General features: G+C 47.5%; 16 protein-coding genes and 1 pseudogene. 5 read left to right on the top strand and 12 right to left on the bottom strand.

From position 1 onward, the window contains the following. Positions 1-47 precede the first annotated feature (47 nt). From ABLV07_RS13310 to surE, 4 genes are all read right to left on the bottom strand, one after another. Positions 48-665: a response regulator gene (locus ABLV07_RS13310; RefSeq protein ID WP_032705773.1), complete on the bottom strand. Its 618-nt coding sequence runs from the start codon at positions 663-665 to the stop codon at positions 48-50. Next, on the bottom strand, positions 665-1,984 hold the full coding sequence (locus ABLV07_RS13305) for an ATP-binding protein (RefSeq protein ID WP_042897499.1): 1,320 nt from the start codon (positions 1,982-1,984) through the stop codon (positions 665-667). Before ABLV07_RS13305 ends, ABLV07_RS13310 begins: the two co-directional genes overlap by 1 nt. Further along, positions 1,981-2,568: a hypothetical protein gene (locus ABLV07_RS13300; protein ID WP_046883610.1), complete on the bottom strand. Its 588-nt coding sequence runs from the start codon at positions 2,566-2,568 to the stop codon at positions 1,981-1,983. The genes ABLV07_RS13305 and ABLV07_RS13300 overlap by 4 nt, the downstream gene beginning before the upstream one ends. A gap of 176 nt (positions 2,569-2,744) precedes the next feature. Continuing rightward, positions 2,745-3,614, bottom strand: a complete 870-nt coding sequence (gene surE, locus ABLV07_RS13295) for a 5'/3'-nucleotidase SurE (protein ID WP_042897497.1) — start codon at positions 3,612-3,614, stop codon at positions 2,745-2,747. Positions 3,615-3,974: 360 nt separating this feature from the next. On the opposite strand from surE, the gene ABLV07_RS13290 reads away from it, so the two are divergent. The 3 genes from ABLV07_RS13290 to leuE all read left to right on the top strand — a co-directional run bounded on the left by ABLV07_RS13290 (position 3,975) and on the right by leuE (position 7,257). Then, positions 3,975-4,772 carry a histidine phosphatase family protein gene (locus tag ABLV07_RS13290; protein WP_032711626.1) on the top strand — a complete coding sequence of 266 codons (798 nt, stop codon included), beginning with the start codon at positions 3,975-3,977 and terminating at the stop codon, positions 4,770-4,772. Between the two features lie 61 nt (positions 4,773-4,833). After that, entirely contained in the window at positions 4,834-6,141 is a 1,308-nt protein-coding gene (locus ABLV07_RS13285) for an OprD family outer membrane porin (RefSeq protein ID WP_042897495.1), read from the top strand. Positions 6,142-6,612: 471 nt separating this feature from the next. Continuing rightward, positions 6,613-7,257 carry a leucine efflux protein LeuE gene (gene leuE, locus ABLV07_RS13280; protein ID WP_047038616.1) on the top strand — a complete coding sequence of 215 codons (645 nt, stop codon included), beginning with the start codon at positions 6,613-6,615 and terminating at the stop codon, positions 7,255-7,257. Positions 7,258-7,461: 204 nt separating this feature from the next. Here the strand turns inward: leuE and ABLV07_RS13275 are convergent, their stop codons facing one another. From ABLV07_RS13275 to ABLV07_RS13260, 4 genes and pseudogenes are all read right to left on the bottom strand, one after another. Then, positions 7,462-8,352, bottom strand: coding sequence for a GNAT family protein (locus ABLV07_RS13275; RefSeq protein ID WP_047038760.1), 891 nt, complete (start codon positions 8,350-8,352; stop codon positions 7,462-7,464). Positions 8,353-8,560: 208 nt separating this feature from the next. Next, entirely contained in the window at positions 8,561-9,256 is a 696-nt protein-coding gene (locus tag ABLV07_RS13270; protein ID WP_047038613.1) for an alpha/beta hydrolase, read from the bottom strand. 127 nt (positions 9,257-9,383) lie between these two features. Continuing rightward, positions 9,384-10,280 (bottom strand): SDR family oxidoreductase, encoded by an 897-nt coding sequence (locus tag ABLV07_RS13265; RefSeq protein WP_227504962.1) that lies wholly within the window; start codon positions 10,278-10,280, stop codon positions 9,384-9,386. Further along, a pseudogene (locus ABLV07_RS13260) lies at positions 10,264-10,602 on the bottom strand (ISNCY family transposase); the annotation flags it as partial. The pseudogene ABLV07_RS13260 and the gene ABLV07_RS13265, both read right to left, overlap by 17 nt. 215 nt (positions 10,603-10,817) lie before the next feature. Between ABLV07_RS13260 and ABLV07_RS13255 the strand changes: the two are divergent. Further along, complete coding sequence (locus tag ABLV07_RS13255) at positions 10,818-11,432, top strand: DJ-1/PfpI family protein (RefSeq protein WP_045420631.1); 615 nt, start codon at positions 10,818-10,820, stop codon at positions 11,430-11,432. An 11-nt stretch (positions 11,433-11,443) separates the two neighbouring features. Then, the gene (locus ABLV07_RS13250) at positions 11,444-11,962 is read left to right on the top strand and encodes a GrpB family protein (protein WP_038991646.1); all 519 of its coding nucleotides are present in this window, start codon (positions 11,444-11,446) and stop codon (positions 11,960-11,962) included. A gap of 43 nt (positions 11,963-12,005) precedes the next feature. Here the strand turns inward: ABLV07_RS13250 and ABLV07_RS13245 are convergent, their stop codons facing one another. The 4 genes from ABLV07_RS13245 to ABLV07_RS13230 form a co-directional block, all read right to left on the bottom strand. Further along, the gene (locus ABLV07_RS13245) at positions 12,006-13,415 is read right to left on the bottom strand and encodes an ISNCY family transposase (RefSeq protein WP_348853272.1); all 1,410 of its coding nucleotides are present in this window, start codon (positions 13,413-13,415) and stop codon (positions 12,006-12,008) included. A gap of 408 nt (positions 13,416-13,823) precedes the next feature. Next, positions 13,824-15,242, bottom strand: a complete 1,419-nt coding sequence (locus ABLV07_RS13240) for a glycoside hydrolase family 1 protein (protein ID WP_015705375.1) — start codon at positions 15,240-15,242, stop codon at positions 13,824-13,826. Positions 15,243-15,290: 48 nt separating this feature from the next. Next, on the bottom strand, positions 15,291-17,486 hold the full coding sequence (locus ABLV07_RS13235) for a CBM35 domain-containing protein (protein WP_032708021.1): 2,196 nt from the start codon (positions 17,484-17,486) through the stop codon (positions 15,291-15,293). 11 nt (positions 17,487-17,497) lie between these two features. Beyond that, entirely contained in the window at positions 17,498-18,835 is a 1,338-nt protein-coding gene (locus ABLV07_RS13230; protein ID WP_015366649.1) for a carbohydrate porin, read from the bottom strand. Positions 18,836-18,877: the final 42 nt, after the last annotated feature.

Here is an 18,877-nt window from a genome sequence, read left to right as displayed (position 1 = left end):
AGGAGCATGGAGACTATTGCCGCGAATACTGAACGTACCAGGTATTTTTACTTAGAACCACTGGCGATATCAGCGTAAATCTTCAACAGTTTGGGCAGCGAGTTAACTTCAAGTTTGCTAAAAATATTGGCGCGATGCGCTTCGACGGTACGCGGCGATAGCGAGCATAAACGGGCGATTTCTTTACTGGAGTAGCCCTGAAGCAGCTGCTGGAGCATTTCATGCTCACGGGCGGTAAGGGTGGCGAGTTTTTCCTGCAGCGGCAGTAATATTTGTTGTCGTTCAAGATGCGCTTTTTGCTGCGCCATCGCTTCGCCGACCACTTCGAATAACAGGTCGGCATCAATGGGTTTGGTTAAAAATTCAAATGCGCCATTTTTGAAGGCGCGACGACATAAATCAATATTACCGTGCCCGGTCATAATAATAACCGGCAAGGTTAGACCTAGCTGGCGCCACTCATCGAGCAGCGTCAGCCCGGTTTTCCCCGGCATGCGGATATCCAGCAGCATACAGCCGGTTAATTCGGCTAGATTCCCTGCCTGATGTTGAAAAGCGTATGCGCTATCAAACGCCTGCGTCTGCCAGCCAACGGTTGAGAGCAGCAGACTTAATGAATCGCGTATTGCCGCATCGTCATCAATTAACCAGATGTACTGCTCCATTACTTCTCCTCATTGCGCAGCGGAAACCATAACCGGAAGCAAGCGCCTTGTCCGGTGATATTGCTCGCTTCTATCTTGCCATTAAGACGCTGAACAAGGGTATCCGCAAGGGCCATGCCGAGTCCCACACCATCAGTACGGGTGGTATAAAACGGTATAAAAACCTGCTCCAGCGCTTCAGATGATAACCCTGGTCCGCCATCAGTAAGAGTTAAAGCGATACCGTTATTTACCCGCACGGCTTGCAGATGAATCCACGCACTACCTGGAACATTTATGCTTTGTGCCTGAATGGCATTGCTAACGATATTATGCAGTATTTGCTCTACCCACAGCGGCGGCGCAGGAAGCGCGGGTAGGTCCGACGGAAAATGGCTGGAGATACGAACTTTACCGGCGCGGATCTCATTATCCAGTAATTCGCACACGCGTAGCCACAGCGACGGAAGGTCAACCGGCTGATATTCGGCGCGCTTGCTGGTTAGCTTGAGACGAAACTGGCTGAGCAGGGCGTCAATGCGTTTTATCTGCAACACTGAGGCCTCAAGCAGTTCGGGGATCTTTACGGGATCGTTTTTTTTAATCAGGCGCACTGCCGCCTGGTTATAGCTCATAATGGCGGTTAAAGGTTGATTAAGCTCATGCACGATACCAGCGGCCAGCTCGCCCATGGTGTTAAGGCGAGTCAGTTCGCCATAGCGGGTGCGTAGATCGGCGATATCCCGTCGGCGTTTATTGGTTCGATACTGATTAACAAGATAGATAATCACCGCCCAGAACAGTGCCGGTGAAAGTATCAGCCACCACGGCAGTTGATGCCATTGCGGGTTATCACCTGCGCTAATGAGCAGAGGTTGTGTTGGGCTGGCAACAGTTTTCTCCCAGCGCCACCAGGTGTTGGCAGATGCGGCACCGTCCTCAAACAACGTGGTACCGTCCCAACGAATGGCAAGATGTTTGAATGTCTTTTTCTCATTGAGACTGTTAAGTAGGGTGTTCAAATCAATCAGCAGAGAGATGCCCGGAAGATTCAGCCAGTAGCGTGCGGGGCTTTGTGCGACGATGGGGCGTCGCGGCTCCAGGGAATCATAGCGCCGCCATTGCACGATCTGCGGCAGGATCTGCTGGACTTCGGCGGCATTTTGACCGGACGGAAGCAGGGGGATGATGGCATCGTGCTGCGACACCTTTACCGTGATTTCGCGATACAGGATGCGGAAGTCGGCGGAGCGCGCGTCATATTGCTGTTGAAGAAACCAGGCGCCAAGCCCCGTTGCGCTTAGCAGTGTAAGTGTGAGCCAGCAGAGGATTTTTATCATACTTTATTTTGTACATGATGTTTTAATTGCCAGCGCCAAATTCGATTATGCAAATAAAATGCTGAGGTTTTTACAAACATAGCACTGTTAACGAGTTTGATGCTGCCAGCGCTAAATAATACACCAACCAAAGCGCTTATAAGCAAGCCGGCATGCCCGCCACATATGAATACCGAAATGAATGCGTAGATGAGATTTCCCGCGGCTAGCGCGGCGGTCAGGAAAATCAGACTTAGATAGAACTTAAGCGCTGCCAGAAAACCTCGAGAGAACAGCGTCATCGACGGGAAGATCAGCAGACAGTAGAGTAAACCTGTGGGGATTATACCAGCAAAAACAGCATGCGCGGGCCAGGAAAACCATTGAAAGATGGTCCCCCAAAGCGTTAGCTGCGGCATAGCAAAACTTACCACGCTTAACAACGCGCTTGAGATAAAAGGCACACCTGCGGTATGCAAACCGACAGACGTTCCCATACGCTCCATCAAGTCCATTTTCGCGGACTCTAGCTGCTTAGGATCCCGCTCCTTTATTCTTTGCTCAACGATGGTACCCAGTTTGAGGCTGTCATTAATATATTTCATTACGCCGTGCATTAGCGCCCTAATGGTTTATCTGATACGCATAGTACAACTTAGATGTAGGCTTTAACAATTTTATTGTGCGGCGATAAAAAATGAAAACGTCGCCTGCCAGCGATTAAGTGTGACGCTGGCAGGCGTGAAGATGATAGTGCAAGGTTGTGAGTTAGTCTGGCGAATTATTTACTCAACAGTTCTTCATATTGCGCCTGGAATTGCGGGGCGTTCATTGCCCCATCAAAGAGGCTATAGGTGATATAACCTTTATTAAGCCAGCCGGAATCGGTATCGTTCTCTACTGTCTTTAACGATTCCGGATTGATGGTTTGTTTAGCGCGTCCATCAGGCAAAATATCATAACCAATCTGTGGGGTAGGGAACATCTCATTTTCGACATAGTGCACACCTTTAATTTTTGATTTTGGCAGCGGCGGATAGTTAATGCTTAAGCCCGACCCTTTAGGCAATAAAGGTGTTCCAGAAACCTGTTTATGATTCAGCGTTTCAACAACCTCAACCACATAATCCACTGCATCAGGCCAGTATTTATGGGTGCTTGGCCATTTATTCTTCATTTCATCTTCAGTAAAGATATACCCAATGCTGGCCGCAATCGCCGGGAAACCATAACGTACAGCCCTGGCTGCCGCACTTACCGTCCCTGAATTGACCTGAGCCATTCCTGTATTCGGGCCATCGTTGACGCCAGAAATAACCAGGTCCGGCGGATTATTAATGAGTAATCCCCGTAAGCCAAAATCAACCGAATCGGCGGGTGTTCCCGGGAAGCAGTAGCGTTTATCAGCAGCCTTCTTTACATCAAAGATTTTACCCGTTTTGAAGGTAATGGCTGAACCGATGCCGCTCTGATTGGTGGCTGGAGCAACCATCCACACCTCAAAACCTTTTTGCGTGAGTTTTTCCTGAAGCGAAATACTGCCCGTGGATTCGCAACCATCGTCGTTGACAATCAAAATTTTTAGCGGTGCGGCGCTTGCGGTAAAAGCGAATGCAGAGATCAGCGCAGCGGCAATACATGACTTGTTCATCGTAACTCCTGTTATTCATGAGGGTAACTAAAATGCAAAAAAAAACCTAAGGCCGCTCCTGCAACGAGTACAGAAACGGCCTTAGGTTTTGCCTGAAACAGTAACAATCCCAAGAGAGTTTAAAATACGTACTGCAGATATTAACGTCCAGATGGGAATACGGTTGATATGAGGAGGATCACAATTACATAAATCATCGCTATAGATTAGGTGCAATTCAAAAACATTAGTGATAGGGTCGACAGTAGCTGGATTGTTACTGTTTCAACAGGCAAAACCTACGTTTTCTTCTCCACCTCAATACCAGGGGGCTGAAGAGTACGTAGGTTTTTTTTTGGCTATGAAAAAGGACTCTTTAAAATGAAAAAATTATTTCTGGGTGTCTTAATGGCAGTTACTGCCATTACCAGTCCACTGCTGATGGCGAACACGAATGATAAAAATGACCAGCAGGAGGTCATCAATATTTATTTTGCGCGCCATGGTAAAACGCTGCTTAATTCGTTTGACCGCGTACAAGGTTGGATTGATTCCCCATTGACGAAGGATGGGGTGCAGGTTGCTCAATATTTAGGTGAGGGACTCAAAGGGATAAAATTTGATCGTTTTTATTCCAGTGATGCGGGACGGCAGCGCGAAACCATGGCAGTGATTCTTAAACAGGCTGGCGTAACGGATTATCATTTAACAGAAATGACAGGCCTGCGAGAGGCGTTTTTTGGTGGTTTTGAAGGCGGTTATAATGTCGATATGGCCAATGCAGGCGCACACACGCTAGGAATGACGGACAGCAAAGCGCTTTTTAAAGCGATGAAAGCAGGCACGCTCTCGGTAAAGGAAAGCCAGAACGCGCTGGCCAAATCCGATCCTAAACAGCTAGCGGAAAACTATGAGCAAGTAAAAGTACGGACACAAGCTGCGCTGGCAACTATTGTAGAAAATGCTCAAAAAGAGGGTGATAAAAATATTCTGGCCATTTCTTCAGGCACGGCGATTCAGATAATGATTTCCGATCTGACGGATGACCCGGCCAAAAATCTGCCATTGTCGAATGCTGCAGTTGTGAAAATCACGTATCACGATGGTAAATACAGCGTGCCAGAAATTGGCACCATGAAATACGTTGAAGCAGGCAAAAATTCACTAAATCACAAATAATCTTACAGTTTAGTTTCCCGCCATAAATAAGCTATGGCGGATCTTTTCTCAGGAAATAAAAATGTTTAAGAACATAACTTCCGCGTTAATAGCGTGCGGGCTGGTTACGCCTGTATGGGCCGCTACAGACGCTATTTTTGATGATCCTTTTTTTACTGACTCACAGCTCACCATCTCTGCAAAGAATTACTGGAAATATCTTAAAGAGGAAAATGCCAATCCTAAACATGTACATAACGCCTGGGGGCAAGGATTTTCAGCAGAATACCAGTCTGGTTATTTTGCAGATATTATCGGCTTCGACGCATCGTATTATAGCGCGATAAAATTGGGTGCCAGCGACTATTTCAACTCCCGCGGCGTGCTTTATAACAATGGGACTGGTAACAAAAAAAGCAATGCAGAAGGGTATTCAAAGTTTGGTCAACGTAACGTGAAGCTTAACTACACGCTTTCTGGTGCTCAGCTAAACGCGCGCTGGGGATGGCAGATATTGAAAAATTATGGCGTTATTTCAACATCTAACAGGCTTTCGCCGACAACGTATTCCGGCGTAAGCAGTGCTGTAAGCTACGGCCCATTTACCATAAGAGGGGCATGGCTTGAAAATTCCATGGACAGAAACTCACCAGATAAAAAGCGATTTCAGACCAATACCGGTGAATATATTAGCCACCTGGCAAGCGGAGAAATTCTCTGGCGGGGAAAAAATTTTGATGCACAGTATGCTTATGGTGAGAGCAAAAACTATCTGCAGCGGCACCTGCTGTTTACGCAGTTTCGACCTGATACGCAGCTAACGATAGGCACTCAGGTATACGGCACCCACGCCATGGATAGTTACCGTGCAATGCCCGCGAGTAAACGGGATTTTGACAATAATGCCTGGCATTTTGCGTTGGACGCGACCTGGAAAGGCGAACGCTGGAATAGCAAAATGGGCATTGGCTACACCAATGCTAAAAAAGCAGATGAAGTCGGGTTTTATCCACGCCACATGAGCAAAAATTCCAGGGGAACATTTATTTCTATGGCCTACGCTGGCGATGATTACATGCGGGATGGGGAACTGATGCTGGCGAACATCACCGAATATCGATTAACGCCTGAATTAGCCGTTGGCCTGGCGGGAAACATCGGGCAATTTAACTATAAAGGGAATCACGTGCGCACCGGAGAAATCAATGCCTTTAGCCGTTGGGTTCCAACGCAGTCCATGTTTAAAAACTTCACCTTTTGGGCGATGTTCGGGCCGGGATGGTCATATAAGACGCAAGGTAAAACGCCAGTCCTTACGGACGGTCATTATACACGTACAAACACGCTGTCGTCGGAAGTGATCATGGAATATCGATTTAAGGTGTTCTGATCGAGATGACATGCCGCTCGAAAGCGATGGCGAACGATGAGCGGTTAAGCCGCCATGTTGATAACGATGTTTTAAGCGCGGGCAGCAAAAGTTGTTGTCCGCGATTAATCTGACAACTGGAGATTACCGTTGGCCAGTAGCCATGGGAAAAAGCGACATGTCAGAGTGAGGATATCATGAGTCTGGAAGTCACTCGAAACAGGAAGAACGACGATAGATGACTGTCAGTACGAGATTGGAATCAGCGTAGGCCAGCAATAACCAAAGCAAATCCACACGGCAAACGCCGTTATCGGCCACAATCTACATTTGTCAAAGCTAAGTTCAGATGTCCGGGGTAGGGCAAAGCTCAAATGTCCGCTGTGTGCCAGGAGCAGACATTGGCTTACCAGGAAAGTAGCCGTGATGTGTTTTCATCTACGCTGGTTACATTAGAATAGCCTCGTTGAAAACGAGAGAACTGGAGTGAAAATGTTTGCTGATTTTGGTGTCGTGAATTTCTGGACGTACCTGCTTGGTGCGACGCTGATAGTCCTTGTGCCTGGCCCTGAAACCATGTTCGTGATTAAAACGAGCATTACCAGCGGCATCAAGCGGGGCTTTGCTGCAATATTTTCCATTCTGCTGAGCGACGTTATTCTGGTTCTGCTGGCATGGTGTGGGCTGGCGGCGGTCATAAGCTCAACCCCTGCCTTGTTTAACGCCATCAAGTACGCAGGCGCTGCTTATCTTTTCTATCTCGGTGTCCAGACGATACGCGCTATCTTTAAGCCAGTTCTCGAAACGAGTCAGGAAAAGAAATCGTCTGCTGATGCTAAGGGGATCATCGGGCGCGGAATGCTGGTTACTCTATTGAATCCAAAGACGCTGCTGTTCTATATCTCTTTCTTCGCCCAGTTTATCAATGTTCAGGCTGAACATTCCTGGATGGCATTTATCATTCTTGCTGCGGTAATGTTCGCGATTACTCTCGTTTATTTCGGCTTCCTCGTTTTCTGCGGCTCTTATCTGCTAAGCCGTCTGAAAGGCAATCGTAGATTATCAACCATTGGAAACGCGCTGGTAGGCATGTTCTTTATTGGATTTGCAGCACGACTCGCAAGCGCAACTTCCTAACTGGACAGCTAAACCGCCGTGAGGCAGTTTTTTTTACGTTCTTCTGCTGGATGGGACGTCCGCTCATCGCTCATAGCGGACCTTAACGCTACTTATCTTGTCTGCCTTGTGCAGCAAGAAAAGAGTTATGAGTTATATAGACATATTTCATATCAACACGCAGCAACAGATTTAACGTTCAGGTTCAGGTTCAGGTTCAGCAGATTAACTAAACATCACAGGTAAATACTCAAATCTGAGAATGCATGTCCGCCCCGCTTTTTCAGCTGTCTTTATCGACGGCAAATTTTCCGGAATGATAGTCCCTGTCATTAGGCAGGGTTCCCGGCTGGAGCGTTGAAGATGGTTACAAAGCAGGCGCTGAGCCCGGGAGGCCAGAGAGCGTCCGCGAAAGGCAGGAAGGATTATCTCTTCAGAAATCCGGTGGCCACTTAAAAAAGCGACGCCTCCTTTTTCGCAAATTATTAGTCCGACGCGTACTCCTTCTTCATAAACAATATGCGCAACGCCTTCTGAAATATAATCACTGAGTTCTTCGTCATCGACAGAGCACAGGTTGCCTCTTAAGGCTGGGATAGCTGACAACGAATTCTGATAGGCATCCATGAGCGCCTTTCGACACCATTCAAAATCGGCGTGTTTAGCCAGCCTCAGGGTTACTGTGTCATCTTGATATTCTGAGGCACCTGACAGGCAGGATGCATAGATGAATTGATCTGTTATACCCTGATTTTTATGATGGCCGGGCGTGAGAATTCGAATGTACAGCGGCTTTAGCTGCGCCCACTCTTGGCAAACGTATTTGAGTACAGAACAATCTATACTGGAGTCTGAAGCGACAATGTCAATGAAAGGGCTATTGATATCGCCCCCACGGTAACGCGGACCAGTAAGAAAATGCTGTCCATCAATATTAAGTTTTCGCTGTAAAAAATACTCCTGTGCCAAGCCAGTTTCTTTCCACGGGAACCTTGCTGAAAAGGTGCTATCCACACAGTATTTTTCCTGCTCAGAAATCCATTTTTCAAGCCAGCTATGGAGAATATCCTGTGGTACGGGTAGTTGAGCATACTGAGAAAGCATGAATTCTAGCATCATATCTGTCTGGCATAATTCCATGGTTCAGCTGAGGCTACACAGATTGCACTACCTTTCGCTCAAATAGCAAGCAGTTTTCGGAACTAAAGAATCCACTTCTGGTTTATGGCGCGTTGCGCTGCTAAAGCTCTGTCCGCTTCGTGCCAGGAGGGGACCTTACCCTGATGAAGTAAGTCAGGATATTTGCGGATAAATACCCAATAATTTACGTAGGCGGGAGCCATTCAACAATAGTTTTTGCCAACTCCCTAGGTTGTTCGAGCGGAATCATATGGCCGCAATTCCGAATGATTCTAAACGACGCATAAGGTATGGCTTCGACCAACTCTTCTGCCTCCTTCATCGAACGGATGGCATCATCTTCACTGGCGATAACCAATGTTGGACAACATATCGTTGCATAAGGTATACCTTGCCGGGATAAGGATGATTGCGTGATGAAGGCTTCAAATCCCAGAGAGCATCCCATTTTCTGAATAGCTGAAATCATATCCTGATTTGATGTGTTTATAGGATGGAGTGTCCGGGCAATAGCATGGCTGCTCAGCCCCTTAAACGTTGTGGGGGACAATGACTGCACGCTTTTTCGCTTTGCTTCAGCCTCTAACGGCGTATCTTCCCGTAAGGAACTGGCAATAAGCACTAAGGACTCTACACGTTCAGGGAATTCTGCTGCCAGTTGTCGGGCAATATACCCTCCCATCGAAAAGCCTATCAAAGAAAACTTCTCAGGCAGAAGAGTAATCAGATGCTGAACGACATCATGAATGGTTCGTCCTTCAGTTACAGATGCATGATGAACAATACAGTTTGACGGCAGGTATGTTTCAAATTCATGCCAAAGCATTTCATTCAGCATAAACCCGGGAATTAAAACGATTTTACGCGGCTTTAAACTCATAGAACTCGCTTAAATGCATCATGTGTATTTATTAGGTTAGACAGGTTAAAATATCTTACTAACTGCGACAATATCAAATACCAGCCCTGGATAAGCGTTTCAATTTCCACAGAGTTTCTTAACATTTCTAACGTCCTCCCAGGCTTCCTCCACCATCAACAGGCAGTACTACGCCAGTAATAAAACTCGCTTCTGATGATAAAAGAAAGGCTATTGCTGAAGCCACTTCAGCAGGAGAGCCCAGTCTGCCCATAGGGATTGTCGATAAAACACGTTGTTCTGCTTCACTTCCAACAGGTCGTGTTTTATGAAAAAGCTCTGTCTCTATTGGCCCAGGAGCAATCGCGTTTGCGGTGATCCCGAATTGAGCAAGCTCTAATGCCCAGGTTCGTGTACAACCTACCAGCGCACTTTTTGCTGCTGCGTAAGCTGTTCGGTCAGTCGCACCGTAAATAGCACGGCTACATACATTCACAATTCTTCCCCAGCCTCTGCGCTTCATTTTGGCAACCAGCGCCTGTGTTATCTGAACTGCTACCCGTACATTGATATCCATGACATTCAGGAAGGTCGGAATATCAATACTTCCCAGTTGTTGAGGTAAGGCCACCCCTACGTTATTTACGATACCGTGAACTTCGTGATTTTTGGCAATTTTCATTAGAATTAAATTTGTTTCATCAGAGCTACTCAGATCGGTCGTATATAAAACCCCTGGAAAGCTGGCATCACTATTACGGGCAATACCCACAACCAGGTGACCCTGTTCTGATAATTTGTCACTGAGTGCTCTCCCTATACCTCTGGTTGCGCCTGTAATAAGAAAAGTACGATAAGGTCCCATAGTAGAATCCTCGATCTCATTTGAATGGATGCGAATAAGATGGTACTGACATCCCATTTTTTGTTCACCGTCTATTAGACTAGCAGAACAATGACCAACTTCCGCTCTTCGCTCAAAGCGGACGTTAGATACCGAAGCATTGCTGTTTATCATGGGATTCAACTCATCTCCTTGGGCCAAAAATTTCTCCAGAACGTGATTGCAACGTCTTCAATGCTTCCAGCATATCGTCGCCATTCAGTGAACGTTGGGATTTCTTCTCAGTTGGTTTTCTTTTCCGCCGCGAGGGGCCATCTCCGGCAGGGAGAGCCTGAGACCGGTTATTGTCGCGTTTGTCCTGAACCAGCTTAATAAACTCTAGTGTGCGTCCGAGTCGTTTGTTGTCTACGATAGCACCCTGGTCAATTTCCTGAAGACGATCATAAGTGGAGTAGGGAAGGACGACTCCGTTTAGCCGGAGTTCTTTCCGTCCATCCGGGTAATGCCAGACCTCAATATACTTGCTTACAACTTTGCTGTTACCCTGCATGTCAAGGCTAAGTTCAGATGTCCGCCTGCCAGCAAAGCTGAAATGTCCTTTGATTACAAAGGATGGAAGCCCAGTTCAAAGCCGTACACATGGCCGCTCAAAACGGTATGTCAAGAAGAGACATGTACACGACTTGTGTTATTATTACCGTATATTTATGGATTTTCCCTTGTTATGGGTATTACGAAATGAAGAAGGTTATTTTATTCCTTTGTCAGGGATTAGAAGAATATGAAGCCAGTGCATTTACTGATGCTATTGGCTGGACAACAACATACGGAATGGAACCCGTAGAATTGGTAACAGTTGGTCTACGAAAAAAAGTTAAATGTGCCTGGAATTTCACCATCGAACCAGAATATCAACTGGATGAAATTGATGGTGATAGCTTTGATGCCATTGCCATTCCCGGCGGAATGAGCCGGGCTGGTTTTTACGAGGATGCATTTGATGAGCGGCTGGTCAGCCTTATTCGAAAATTTAACAACCAAAACAAAATTATCGCTTCTGTCTGTGTTGGCGCTTTACCAGTAGCAAAAAGCGGTGCTCTTCAAGGTAGAATGGGTACGACGTATCATCTGAGCAGTAAACGTCAAACGCAGTTATCTGAAATGGGTGTCAATGTCATTGACCGCCCAATTGTAGTGGATGGTAATATCATTACATCGCAAAGTCCTGCAACAGCTATTAATGTCGCATTTACTTTAATAGAAAAGCTGACGTCCAGAGCTAACGTAGAAAAAATTAAAGAGGGAATGGGATTCCCCCTCATTGTGAATGAACAAAATTCGTTAAAAATGTGAGATTGTTGAATATGCGAATATTGACTGTTGTTGATTATGATGACATGTGGCCTACATTATTTGAGAACGAACGTTCTCTGTTGCAGGTAACACTTGGTCATGTGATATCCCAGATTCACCATATTGGTAGCACCTCGGTGCCTGGATTATCAGCTAAACCAGTGATAGATATATTAATTGAAGTTACTAATCTTGATGAACTGGACAGCATGAATCAGGCAATGGAGCGTGCCGGATATACTGTGCGTGGTGAAAATGGAATTTCCAATCGTAGGTACTTCACAAAAGGTGAAAACCAGCGCAGTCATCACATCCATGCTTTCACCACCGGGGATGCTCAAATAATAAAACATCTGGCATTTCGCGATTATCTTATTAGAAACAATGATATAGCAACTCAGTACGCTTTAATGAAAAAAAACGCGGTGCTTTTATGTGATAACGATACCCACCGATACAGCATTTATAAAGCAGATTTCATTCAAAAACATCTTCGTATGGCGCTTATTGATGCAGGGCATCTGAGCTGACCCTTAAATAAACTACAGCCTATGTCTTTTACTATATTATGCCCTATGTTTTTTGAGTATTAGAACCGAATATTTCACCGGAACGACTCTGTAAAACTTTCAAAGCTTCCAGCATATCATCGCCGTTCAGTGATCGCTGGGATTTCTTATCAGTTGGTTTCCTGCGCCGCCGTGAAGGTCCATCGCCAGCAGGTATTGCCTGAGAACGGTTATTGTCGCGTTTGTCCTGAACCAGTTTAATATATTCTAGTGTACGTCCGAGCCGCTTGTTGTCCACGATAGCTCCCTGGTCGATTTCCGACAGGCGATCATAAGTGGAGTAGGGAAGAGCAACGCCGTTAAGCCTGAGTTCTTTTCGGCCATCCGGATAATGCCAGACCTCGATGTATTTCCCGATGGCTTTGCGACTGATTTCACTGTCATCAATAAGATAGAGCACTTTATCATACTGAACCGTCAGAGATTTCGAAACGCGACGCGGTTCCCGCCATGTGAAAAAGGCAGCCAGATCATCATCATGTTCAAGTGGCCGATGCACATCAAAGTCATGTCGCGGAGCTTTGGCAAAGCGCCGGTTATAATCGTCCATAAATTCATCAGCATACTCATTGGCTGCGTCAACAGAAGAAATTCCCCTGAGCCGGAGTTCTTTTACCAGTCGGTCCTGAAGCGTCAGATGAGCGCGTTCCACGCGGCCTTTGGCAGAGCTGGTATTCGCGCAGATAGTCTGGATATTCAGTTCATGCATCGCACGCCCAAACTGGGTAAAGCCATCACCACCAGTGGCATTTTTGTTGTTTATTCTGAATACACTGGCTTTGTCACTGTATAACGCCAGCGGTTTACCATGTTTTTCCAGGTAGCCTCGTGTGGCCTCAAAATAGGTGAATGTTGATTCCGATTTTACAAAGCGGAGCTGCATCAGTCGGCTCGTTGCATCATCAACGCAAACCAGCGCGGTACAGGCTGGAGCACGGTTCTCGAACCAGTGGTGGTCACAGCCATCTATCTGTATCAGTTCGCCACAACAGGCCCGGCGATAGCGTGGCTGCTGAATTTTTGGCGCACGTTGCTTACGGGGGACCCAGAAACCGGCTTTAACCATGAGCGACCGGACAGTTTCTTTGGACAGGTGGACATCGTGCAGTTCTGCAAGCTTTTCACACGCCAGAGTCGGCCCAAAGTCTGCATAGCGCTCACGTATAATACTGAGTGCATACCGCGCAAGGCCATCAGGCAACTGATTATTGCTGGGTTTCCCACGACGACGATTAGCCATACCAAGTGGGCCAGATTCACGGTAACGCGACAGAAGCCGTCTGCACTGGCGATCCGAGATGCCCAGTCGCTGAGCTGCCATTTGAGTTGTCAGACGGCGATCAACAACATCCTGAATGATTTTGAGTCGGTTAACTTCATCCAATGTAAAAAACTCCGCTGCATGAGCCGTCATGGTGATCTTCTTGTTGATTATACATGACGGACATCTTAACTTAGCCCAAAGCGGACATTACAACTTTGCTGTTACAACATTGGTGCGCATAATGTATATTATGTTAAATGTAGTCGATTGTTAACTTACTTACTATGGTCCTGTCCTGACGATGTCCGTTATGATCCTCTTTCACGGAATAACAATGACAATATCCAGCGCCGGCAGCGCGAATATTACTCGCTGCCGCGACAGTTTCCCAACTACTCGATTTTAGTTATGGGTGATTCACGAGTTGGATGACTCCCTAATAGCCCGCTCAGTCTATGCCGTGCGGACTATTTTCCTCTTCTAATATAAAATCACGCCGTTAAACATGATTGTCTCCACCGTCCGTTCCCCTAAATATCATGCGATAGAACGAGACCATTACTTGTTGCCCTTTATAAACGCTCCGGGCGTAAATCCATTAGAGGCAGCCAACTGTGCAAACCAAAGAGCGTTACGCTTTATCTGTCGCTCCCCGCTTTCCAGATCCAGTCGCCAGAAACCGTAACGGCGTTTAAAGCTATTTATCCACGACCAGTTATCAATAAATGTCCACTGGTGTACGCCAAAGCAGTTCGCCCCCTCGCTGATGGCGCGATGGAGCTGTTCGAGGTGTTCTTCCATTAATTCGATACGGAAAGTGTCATCAATAACCCCATCAGCCAGAACAGGACCTTCTGACTGGATATCCATGGCGATACCGATTTCAGCCAGATACCACTTCATATTGTCGTAATTATCGCGGATGTTGCTGGCTATATCGTAAATCGCCTGCGGAAAAATCTCGTTATTATCGCGATACGGATTGAAGCGCCCTTCGGGATCGCTGTAGTTCTCGAAGTAATACTCTGGCGTGAAGTAATCAAGTTCATAGGGACATTCGCGCGCTTTAACCCGACGTGGAACATAGTAGTTAACCCCCAGGAAATCTACCCGCGAACTCGTTATCAGATCGACATCCGCTTTTTTTATTTCTGGCAAGCAATCATGGGTTGCGAGGACTTCACATAACTCCTTCGGGAATTCATGCTTAACCAGCGGTTCAAGGAAACTGCGATTAAAGAACAGGTCGGCATACCACGCTGCTTTTTTATCCTCGTCGCTATTGTTTCGGGTATACGAGGGAGTCAGATTAAGCACCACGCCTATTTCGCCCGGTAGCTCAAGTTTCCGGTACAGGTGCACCGCTTTTGCATGCGCCAGCATAATGTTAAATGCAACCTGCGCCGCCAGCTTGCCATCTTTTTTGCAAGGATAATGGAAATCATAAAGATAGCCGCCTTCGACAGGTACTATCGGCTCATTAAAGGTGATCCAGTATTTGACCTTATGACCAAATAGCTCAAATGCAGTGCGGGCAAACCTTGCGAAAAGATCCGTCACATGGGGTGATTCAAAACCGCCATACTGCTTTTGCAATATTTCCGGCATGTCGAAATGATAAAGATTAATCATTGGTTCAATGCCGCTGGCGATCATCTCATCGAAGTAGTTGTTGTAAAACCGGACAGCTTCTGCGTTTGGGGTACCGGTTTCAAAATCATCAATCAGCCGTGACCACTGAATGGAAGTACGAAACGAGTTAAATCCCGTTTGCTTCATTAGCGCAACGTCCTCTTTATACTTGCTGTAGGTTTCACATACTTTCTGCGGACCAATCTGCTGGAAAAAGCGGTTGGGTTGTTCTGCATACCAGCTATCCCAGATAGAACGGTGCGGCTTATTCGCGAAGCCTTCTGTCTGCGGGCCTGATGCTGCAGCCCCCCAAAAAAAACCTTCCGGAAATTGATACCGATTCATAATGCCTCCTGAATGTTAAAAAGCTGCCCCAAAAGGGCAGCCAAATAATTACTCTGCAGTAACTTCAATTGATTTGATGAACATATATCCCCAGTCGCCGGTAAACTTTCCAAAACTGATGGTATTACCCCCCTCTTTGAGCGAAACAGGAACGACTATGGTCTTGCCCTTCTCATCCGTTTGCGGAAATTCAATGCTGACTGGCGTTCCGTCGTTCACGATGAACGAGTTTTTCTTGCTTCCCCATTTGCCGTTAAATTTCACGTGTAGGGTAAATTTACCGTCCCAGGGAGCGCTAACCTGCCAGCTCACGCTGTCTCCGTCATGCGCGAAAGGCCCGAGGAAACCGTCTTCTCCGATGGCTAACGTATCTTTTTCACTTTTAATGGAGTTAAGTGTTCCCTTGCTAACATCCATAGTCCCGCTGCCAAAGCTGCAATAATCTGCCGGTACAGGCCTCACAGCGGGCTTCACGCTGACATTTATCGTTTTGCTGCTTTCCAGCAACCCGTCATCAGCAGTAAAGGTCAACGCATAGTCGCCCGGCGCGGAGAACCAGACTCGGGTTTCCTCTTTACTGCTGTTACAGAAGTGAACGTTATTCTTACCGTCATGGCTCCACGCTACGCTGACTTTCGGGCCAGGTAGATTGTCATCCTGCCAGGCAGCATTGAGTTGAACGCCTTTATCGACAGTGGTAGAAAGCATGTCCTGCAGGGTAATAACCGGTGGAAGGTTTTTCTGCATATGTTTCAGGCGAATCACGTTTGAAGGTGCTGACTGACCACTATCATTCTTAGCGATTACCCGATAGTAGTAAGTCTGGCCGAGCGTCAGGCTGCGATAATTATCGCGGAAAAGACTCATTTTCGATGGATCCCATTCATTTTTGCCGTCGGAAATGTCCTTTCCGACGCGTGTCCATGGGCCCTGTGGCTGCACAGCTCTTTCCACGTCGTAATAACGACCAACGGGTGACCCCATCCAGTTAATGGCAAAGGGGGAATCGCTCTCGCGTAACCTCGGTGCTTCTGGTACCGGCAAATCTGGCACCTTGCTCAGACCAGCCATTTGTGCGGCGGCAGTCCGTACCAGGTTGACAACCTCCATCTCCTGATTCGCTTTCCCCTCATCCGGGAAGCCAGGCAGATGGTAGCTATAGTGTCCGGTATACTCTTTGTGCCAGTAAAAACCGCCATCATGCCGATGACCGCGAAAACCCCAGATAAAGCCGCCCGCGGCCTGCACGCCATTGACCTCAGTATGCACAATAGACTGCATGATAGCGTTAAGGTCTTTTTGGTCGAGGAGACCAAATTCGCCAACCAGATAGACTTTTTTGCCACCAATCGCCTCCAGATCTTTACGAACCTGCCCGGGGTGGTTGTTATTGGCATTGGTGTAATAGTGATTGCTGATGATGTCGACGTTCGGATCGCTGAGCGCGAAATCATTCACCTTTTTATAAGTCCCATCTACGACAAGCTGATGGGGTGCCCATTTACGGATCCAGGCAGATGTCTGATGAAGAAAATCGGCGTTAGTGTCCTCCAGCTCATTACCCGTTTCCCACGCCATAATCGCCTTTTCATCGTAGTAGTGGCGTCCCGTAATGGTGTTCGTCCGGGTTATAACCTGACGAATCACGTCAAGATAAGCCTGGAAGGTTTTACTGTCCGTCCGATAAAAATCCTCAGGTTTTTCATGATAAAATGAGGCAAGCTGTTCTCTCCCACCCCACCACCACCAGTGATCGATAAACGGTAGAATCAGGCGAAGCCCCTGCTTATCTGCTTCAGCAATCATGTTGTCATAAACTTTCATTGCCGCTTCATTCAGCCGCGGCATGCCGTCAGGCGTTTCCGGCGACAGGATATGCGTTTCACGTCCGCAGGCCGCGTCGTTTTCCTGCTGAACGGATAGCACATACACGCGCTGTGCTTTAGCACCCGTTTGCACCAGGGCTTTAATCCAGTTTTCTTGCTCTTCAGCAGTAGGCCATTTGAAATATTGCCCCCACCCGCGCGGATCCGCTTTGCAGGTTCCTCTCGCGTCATCCTCTATACGATGCAGCTCCGGGGCATGGATCCCGGCAAAGCGAAAGAGCCGATCGCCGTCTTTTAACGCAGCACCATCACGAGTAATAAAATGTTCAAAATGGGATTGTTCCGCCGCCAGCGCCCCCGCGCTTCCCAGCGCGGACAGTAAGGAGACGAGCAGAAGTTTTCGAATCGGGAAAGCCATCTCTTATCTCCTCAGAACCAGACTTCAGCCTGTACACCAAAATTCAGCGTATCGGTATCCCCGCTGCGAGAGTATCCCCCCGGGCTAAGGGTACCGGTGCTCCAGTCGTAATTTCTGTCTATCGCATCCGAGACGCCTTTATCCCATTTGGCATACGTGGCAAAGAAGCGCAGCTGTGGACGGCTCCAGAATCCAGAATCGAAGGTGAGCGTTGGCGCAATGGTCACCTTGGTCAGGCCCCCCTTTCCTTTGCCGTTTACCCCCATGTAGTTTTTATCATCCAGATATTCGTAACCCACTTCATATTGCATGGCGAAATTCTTCGTTATCTGATGATACGGCCGGATACCCGCCACCCACATGGAGCGTCCCCAGCCGTCATCATCGCTGGTCCACCAGCGGTAGTTTTTATCTTTCTGATAAAATGCAAAGGTCGATACGTCCACTTCGCCCAGACTGGCCATGCCATCCAGAATCACGCGCCAGGACTGGGTGTCTTCCAGGTTTGCCCAACCCCAGCCGTTTTTACCCAGCGAGTCAGCGGCAGCGAGCCCTTTGCCGTACTGGAAAACAATGCGGGAATAGCCACCTGTCAGCCCATAAAAACTGTCGACGTTATACAGCGCCGTCACGCCATAACCTTTTTCAGCAGAAGTGGGATGGTTTTCGTTGCGGTTCATATGGTGGCCAATAAGCTCAACATCCAGCCCGGTGCCGCCGATTTTTTTAAACCAGAGGTTAAGCGAGTAATCGTCAGGGTATCCCTGATCCCCCAGAGCCACGGGATAGGCTTTGGCTTCATCCGTTGTTGAAAACGCATAAACGCCGGCGTCAAAGCGCGCGAAGCCTAAATCCAGGTTATCAAACCCGCCCCCGGTTCCGTTGTACTGAATATACTCCCAGTCGAACTGGTGACTGGAAAGATTGGAGCTGCTGTAACGTTTACCCGCCCAGAAAGTCATATCCGGCGCAAAATCGAGATTTGATAACTCAGCAAAACCTTCGCGGAACTGGGTTTCTTTACCGTCATCGTCGGTACAGTTCCAGTCTGCGGTACATTTTGTTTGATGCGTCAGGTTGGCCTGAACACGAGCAACTGCGCCAGTATCCGATTTCAGCGTTACTGTCGGGATAAGCTCAATCTTGGTATCTTCTTCGTTCCCCAGACGCCATTTCCCGTCGGGCATCAGTCCCACTGAATCCACCCGGTTTCCGTCACTGTTGGCGAGGATCCCTGAGCGCAAATAGCCGTGGAGTGCAAAATCATATTTCTCATCTGCGCTGGCATAGCCGCTGATGACAGTGAGGGTAATCAAGGACAGAGGTATTGATTTAAATAACGTTTGCATAGGTTCCCTTTGAATTTTTATTTTCACGGTTAAACGTGCAGG

The sequence above is a fragment of the Klebsiella sp. CN_Kp097 genome (assembly GCF_040064495.1).
GTDB classification, from domain to species: domain Bacteria; phylum Pseudomonadota; class Gammaproteobacteria; order Enterobacterales; family Enterobacteriaceae; genus Klebsiella; species Klebsiella aerogenes.
Note: the sequence above shows the minus strand (reverse complement) of the source record. Positions and strands in the feature narration are given on the sequence as shown.

Coding starts and splice junctions, on each gene's coding strand:
- ABLV07_RS13250 (WP_038991646.1), top strand. CDS start 11,444: ATGCGAATATTGACTGTTGTTGATTATGATGACATGTGGCCTACATTA.
- ABLV07_RS13305 (WP_042897499.1), bottom strand. CDS start 1,984: ATGATAAAAATCCTCTGCTGGCTCACACTTACACTGCTAAGCGCAACG.
- ABLV07_RS13310 (WP_032705773.1), bottom strand. CDS start 665: ATGGAGCAGTACATCTGGTTAATTGATGACGATGCGGCAATACGCGAT.
- ABLV07_RS13290 (WP_032711626.1), top strand. CDS start 3,975: ATGAAAAAATTATTTCTGGGTGTCTTAATGGCAGTTACTGCCATTACC.
- leuE (WP_047038616.1), top strand. CDS start 6,613: ATGTTTGCTGATTTTGGTGTCGTGAATTTCTGGACGTACCTGCTTGGT.
- ABLV07_RS13300 (WP_046883610.1), bottom strand. CDS start 2,568: ATGAAATATATTAATGACAGCCTCAAACTGGGTACCATCGTTGAGCAA.
- ABLV07_RS13235 (WP_032708021.1), bottom strand. CDS start 17,486: ATGGCTTTCCCGATTCGAAAACTTCTGCTCGTCTCCTTACTGTCCGCG.
- surE (WP_042897497.1), bottom strand. CDS start 3,614: ATGAACAAGTCATGTATTGCCGCTGCGCTGATCTCTGCATTCGCTTTT.
- ABLV07_RS13240 (WP_015705375.1), bottom strand. CDS start 15,242: ATGAATCGGTATCAATTTCCGGAAGGTTTTTTTTGGGGGGCTGCAGCA.
- ABLV07_RS13230 (WP_015366649.1), bottom strand. CDS start 18,835: ATGCAAACGTTATTTAAATCAATACCTCTGTCCTTGATTACCCTCACT.
- ABLV07_RS13245 (WP_348853272.1), bottom strand. CDS start 13,415: ATGACGGCTCATGCAGCGGAGTTTTTTACATTGGATGAAGTTAACCGA.
- ABLV07_RS13255 (WP_045420631.1), top strand. CDS start 10,818: ATGAAGAAGGTTATTTTATTCCTTTGTCAGGGATTAGAAGAATATGAA.
- ABLV07_RS13275 (WP_047038760.1), bottom strand. CDS start 8,352: ATGCTAGAATTCATGCTTTCTCAGTATGCTCAACTACCCGTACCACAG.
- ABLV07_RS13270 (WP_047038613.1), bottom strand. CDS start 9,256: ATGAGTTTAAAGCCGCGTAAAATCGTTTTAATTCCCGGGTTTATGCTG.
- ABLV07_RS13285 (WP_042897495.1), top strand. CDS start 4,834: ATGTTTAAGAACATAACTTCCGCGTTAATAGCGTGCGGGCTGGTTACG.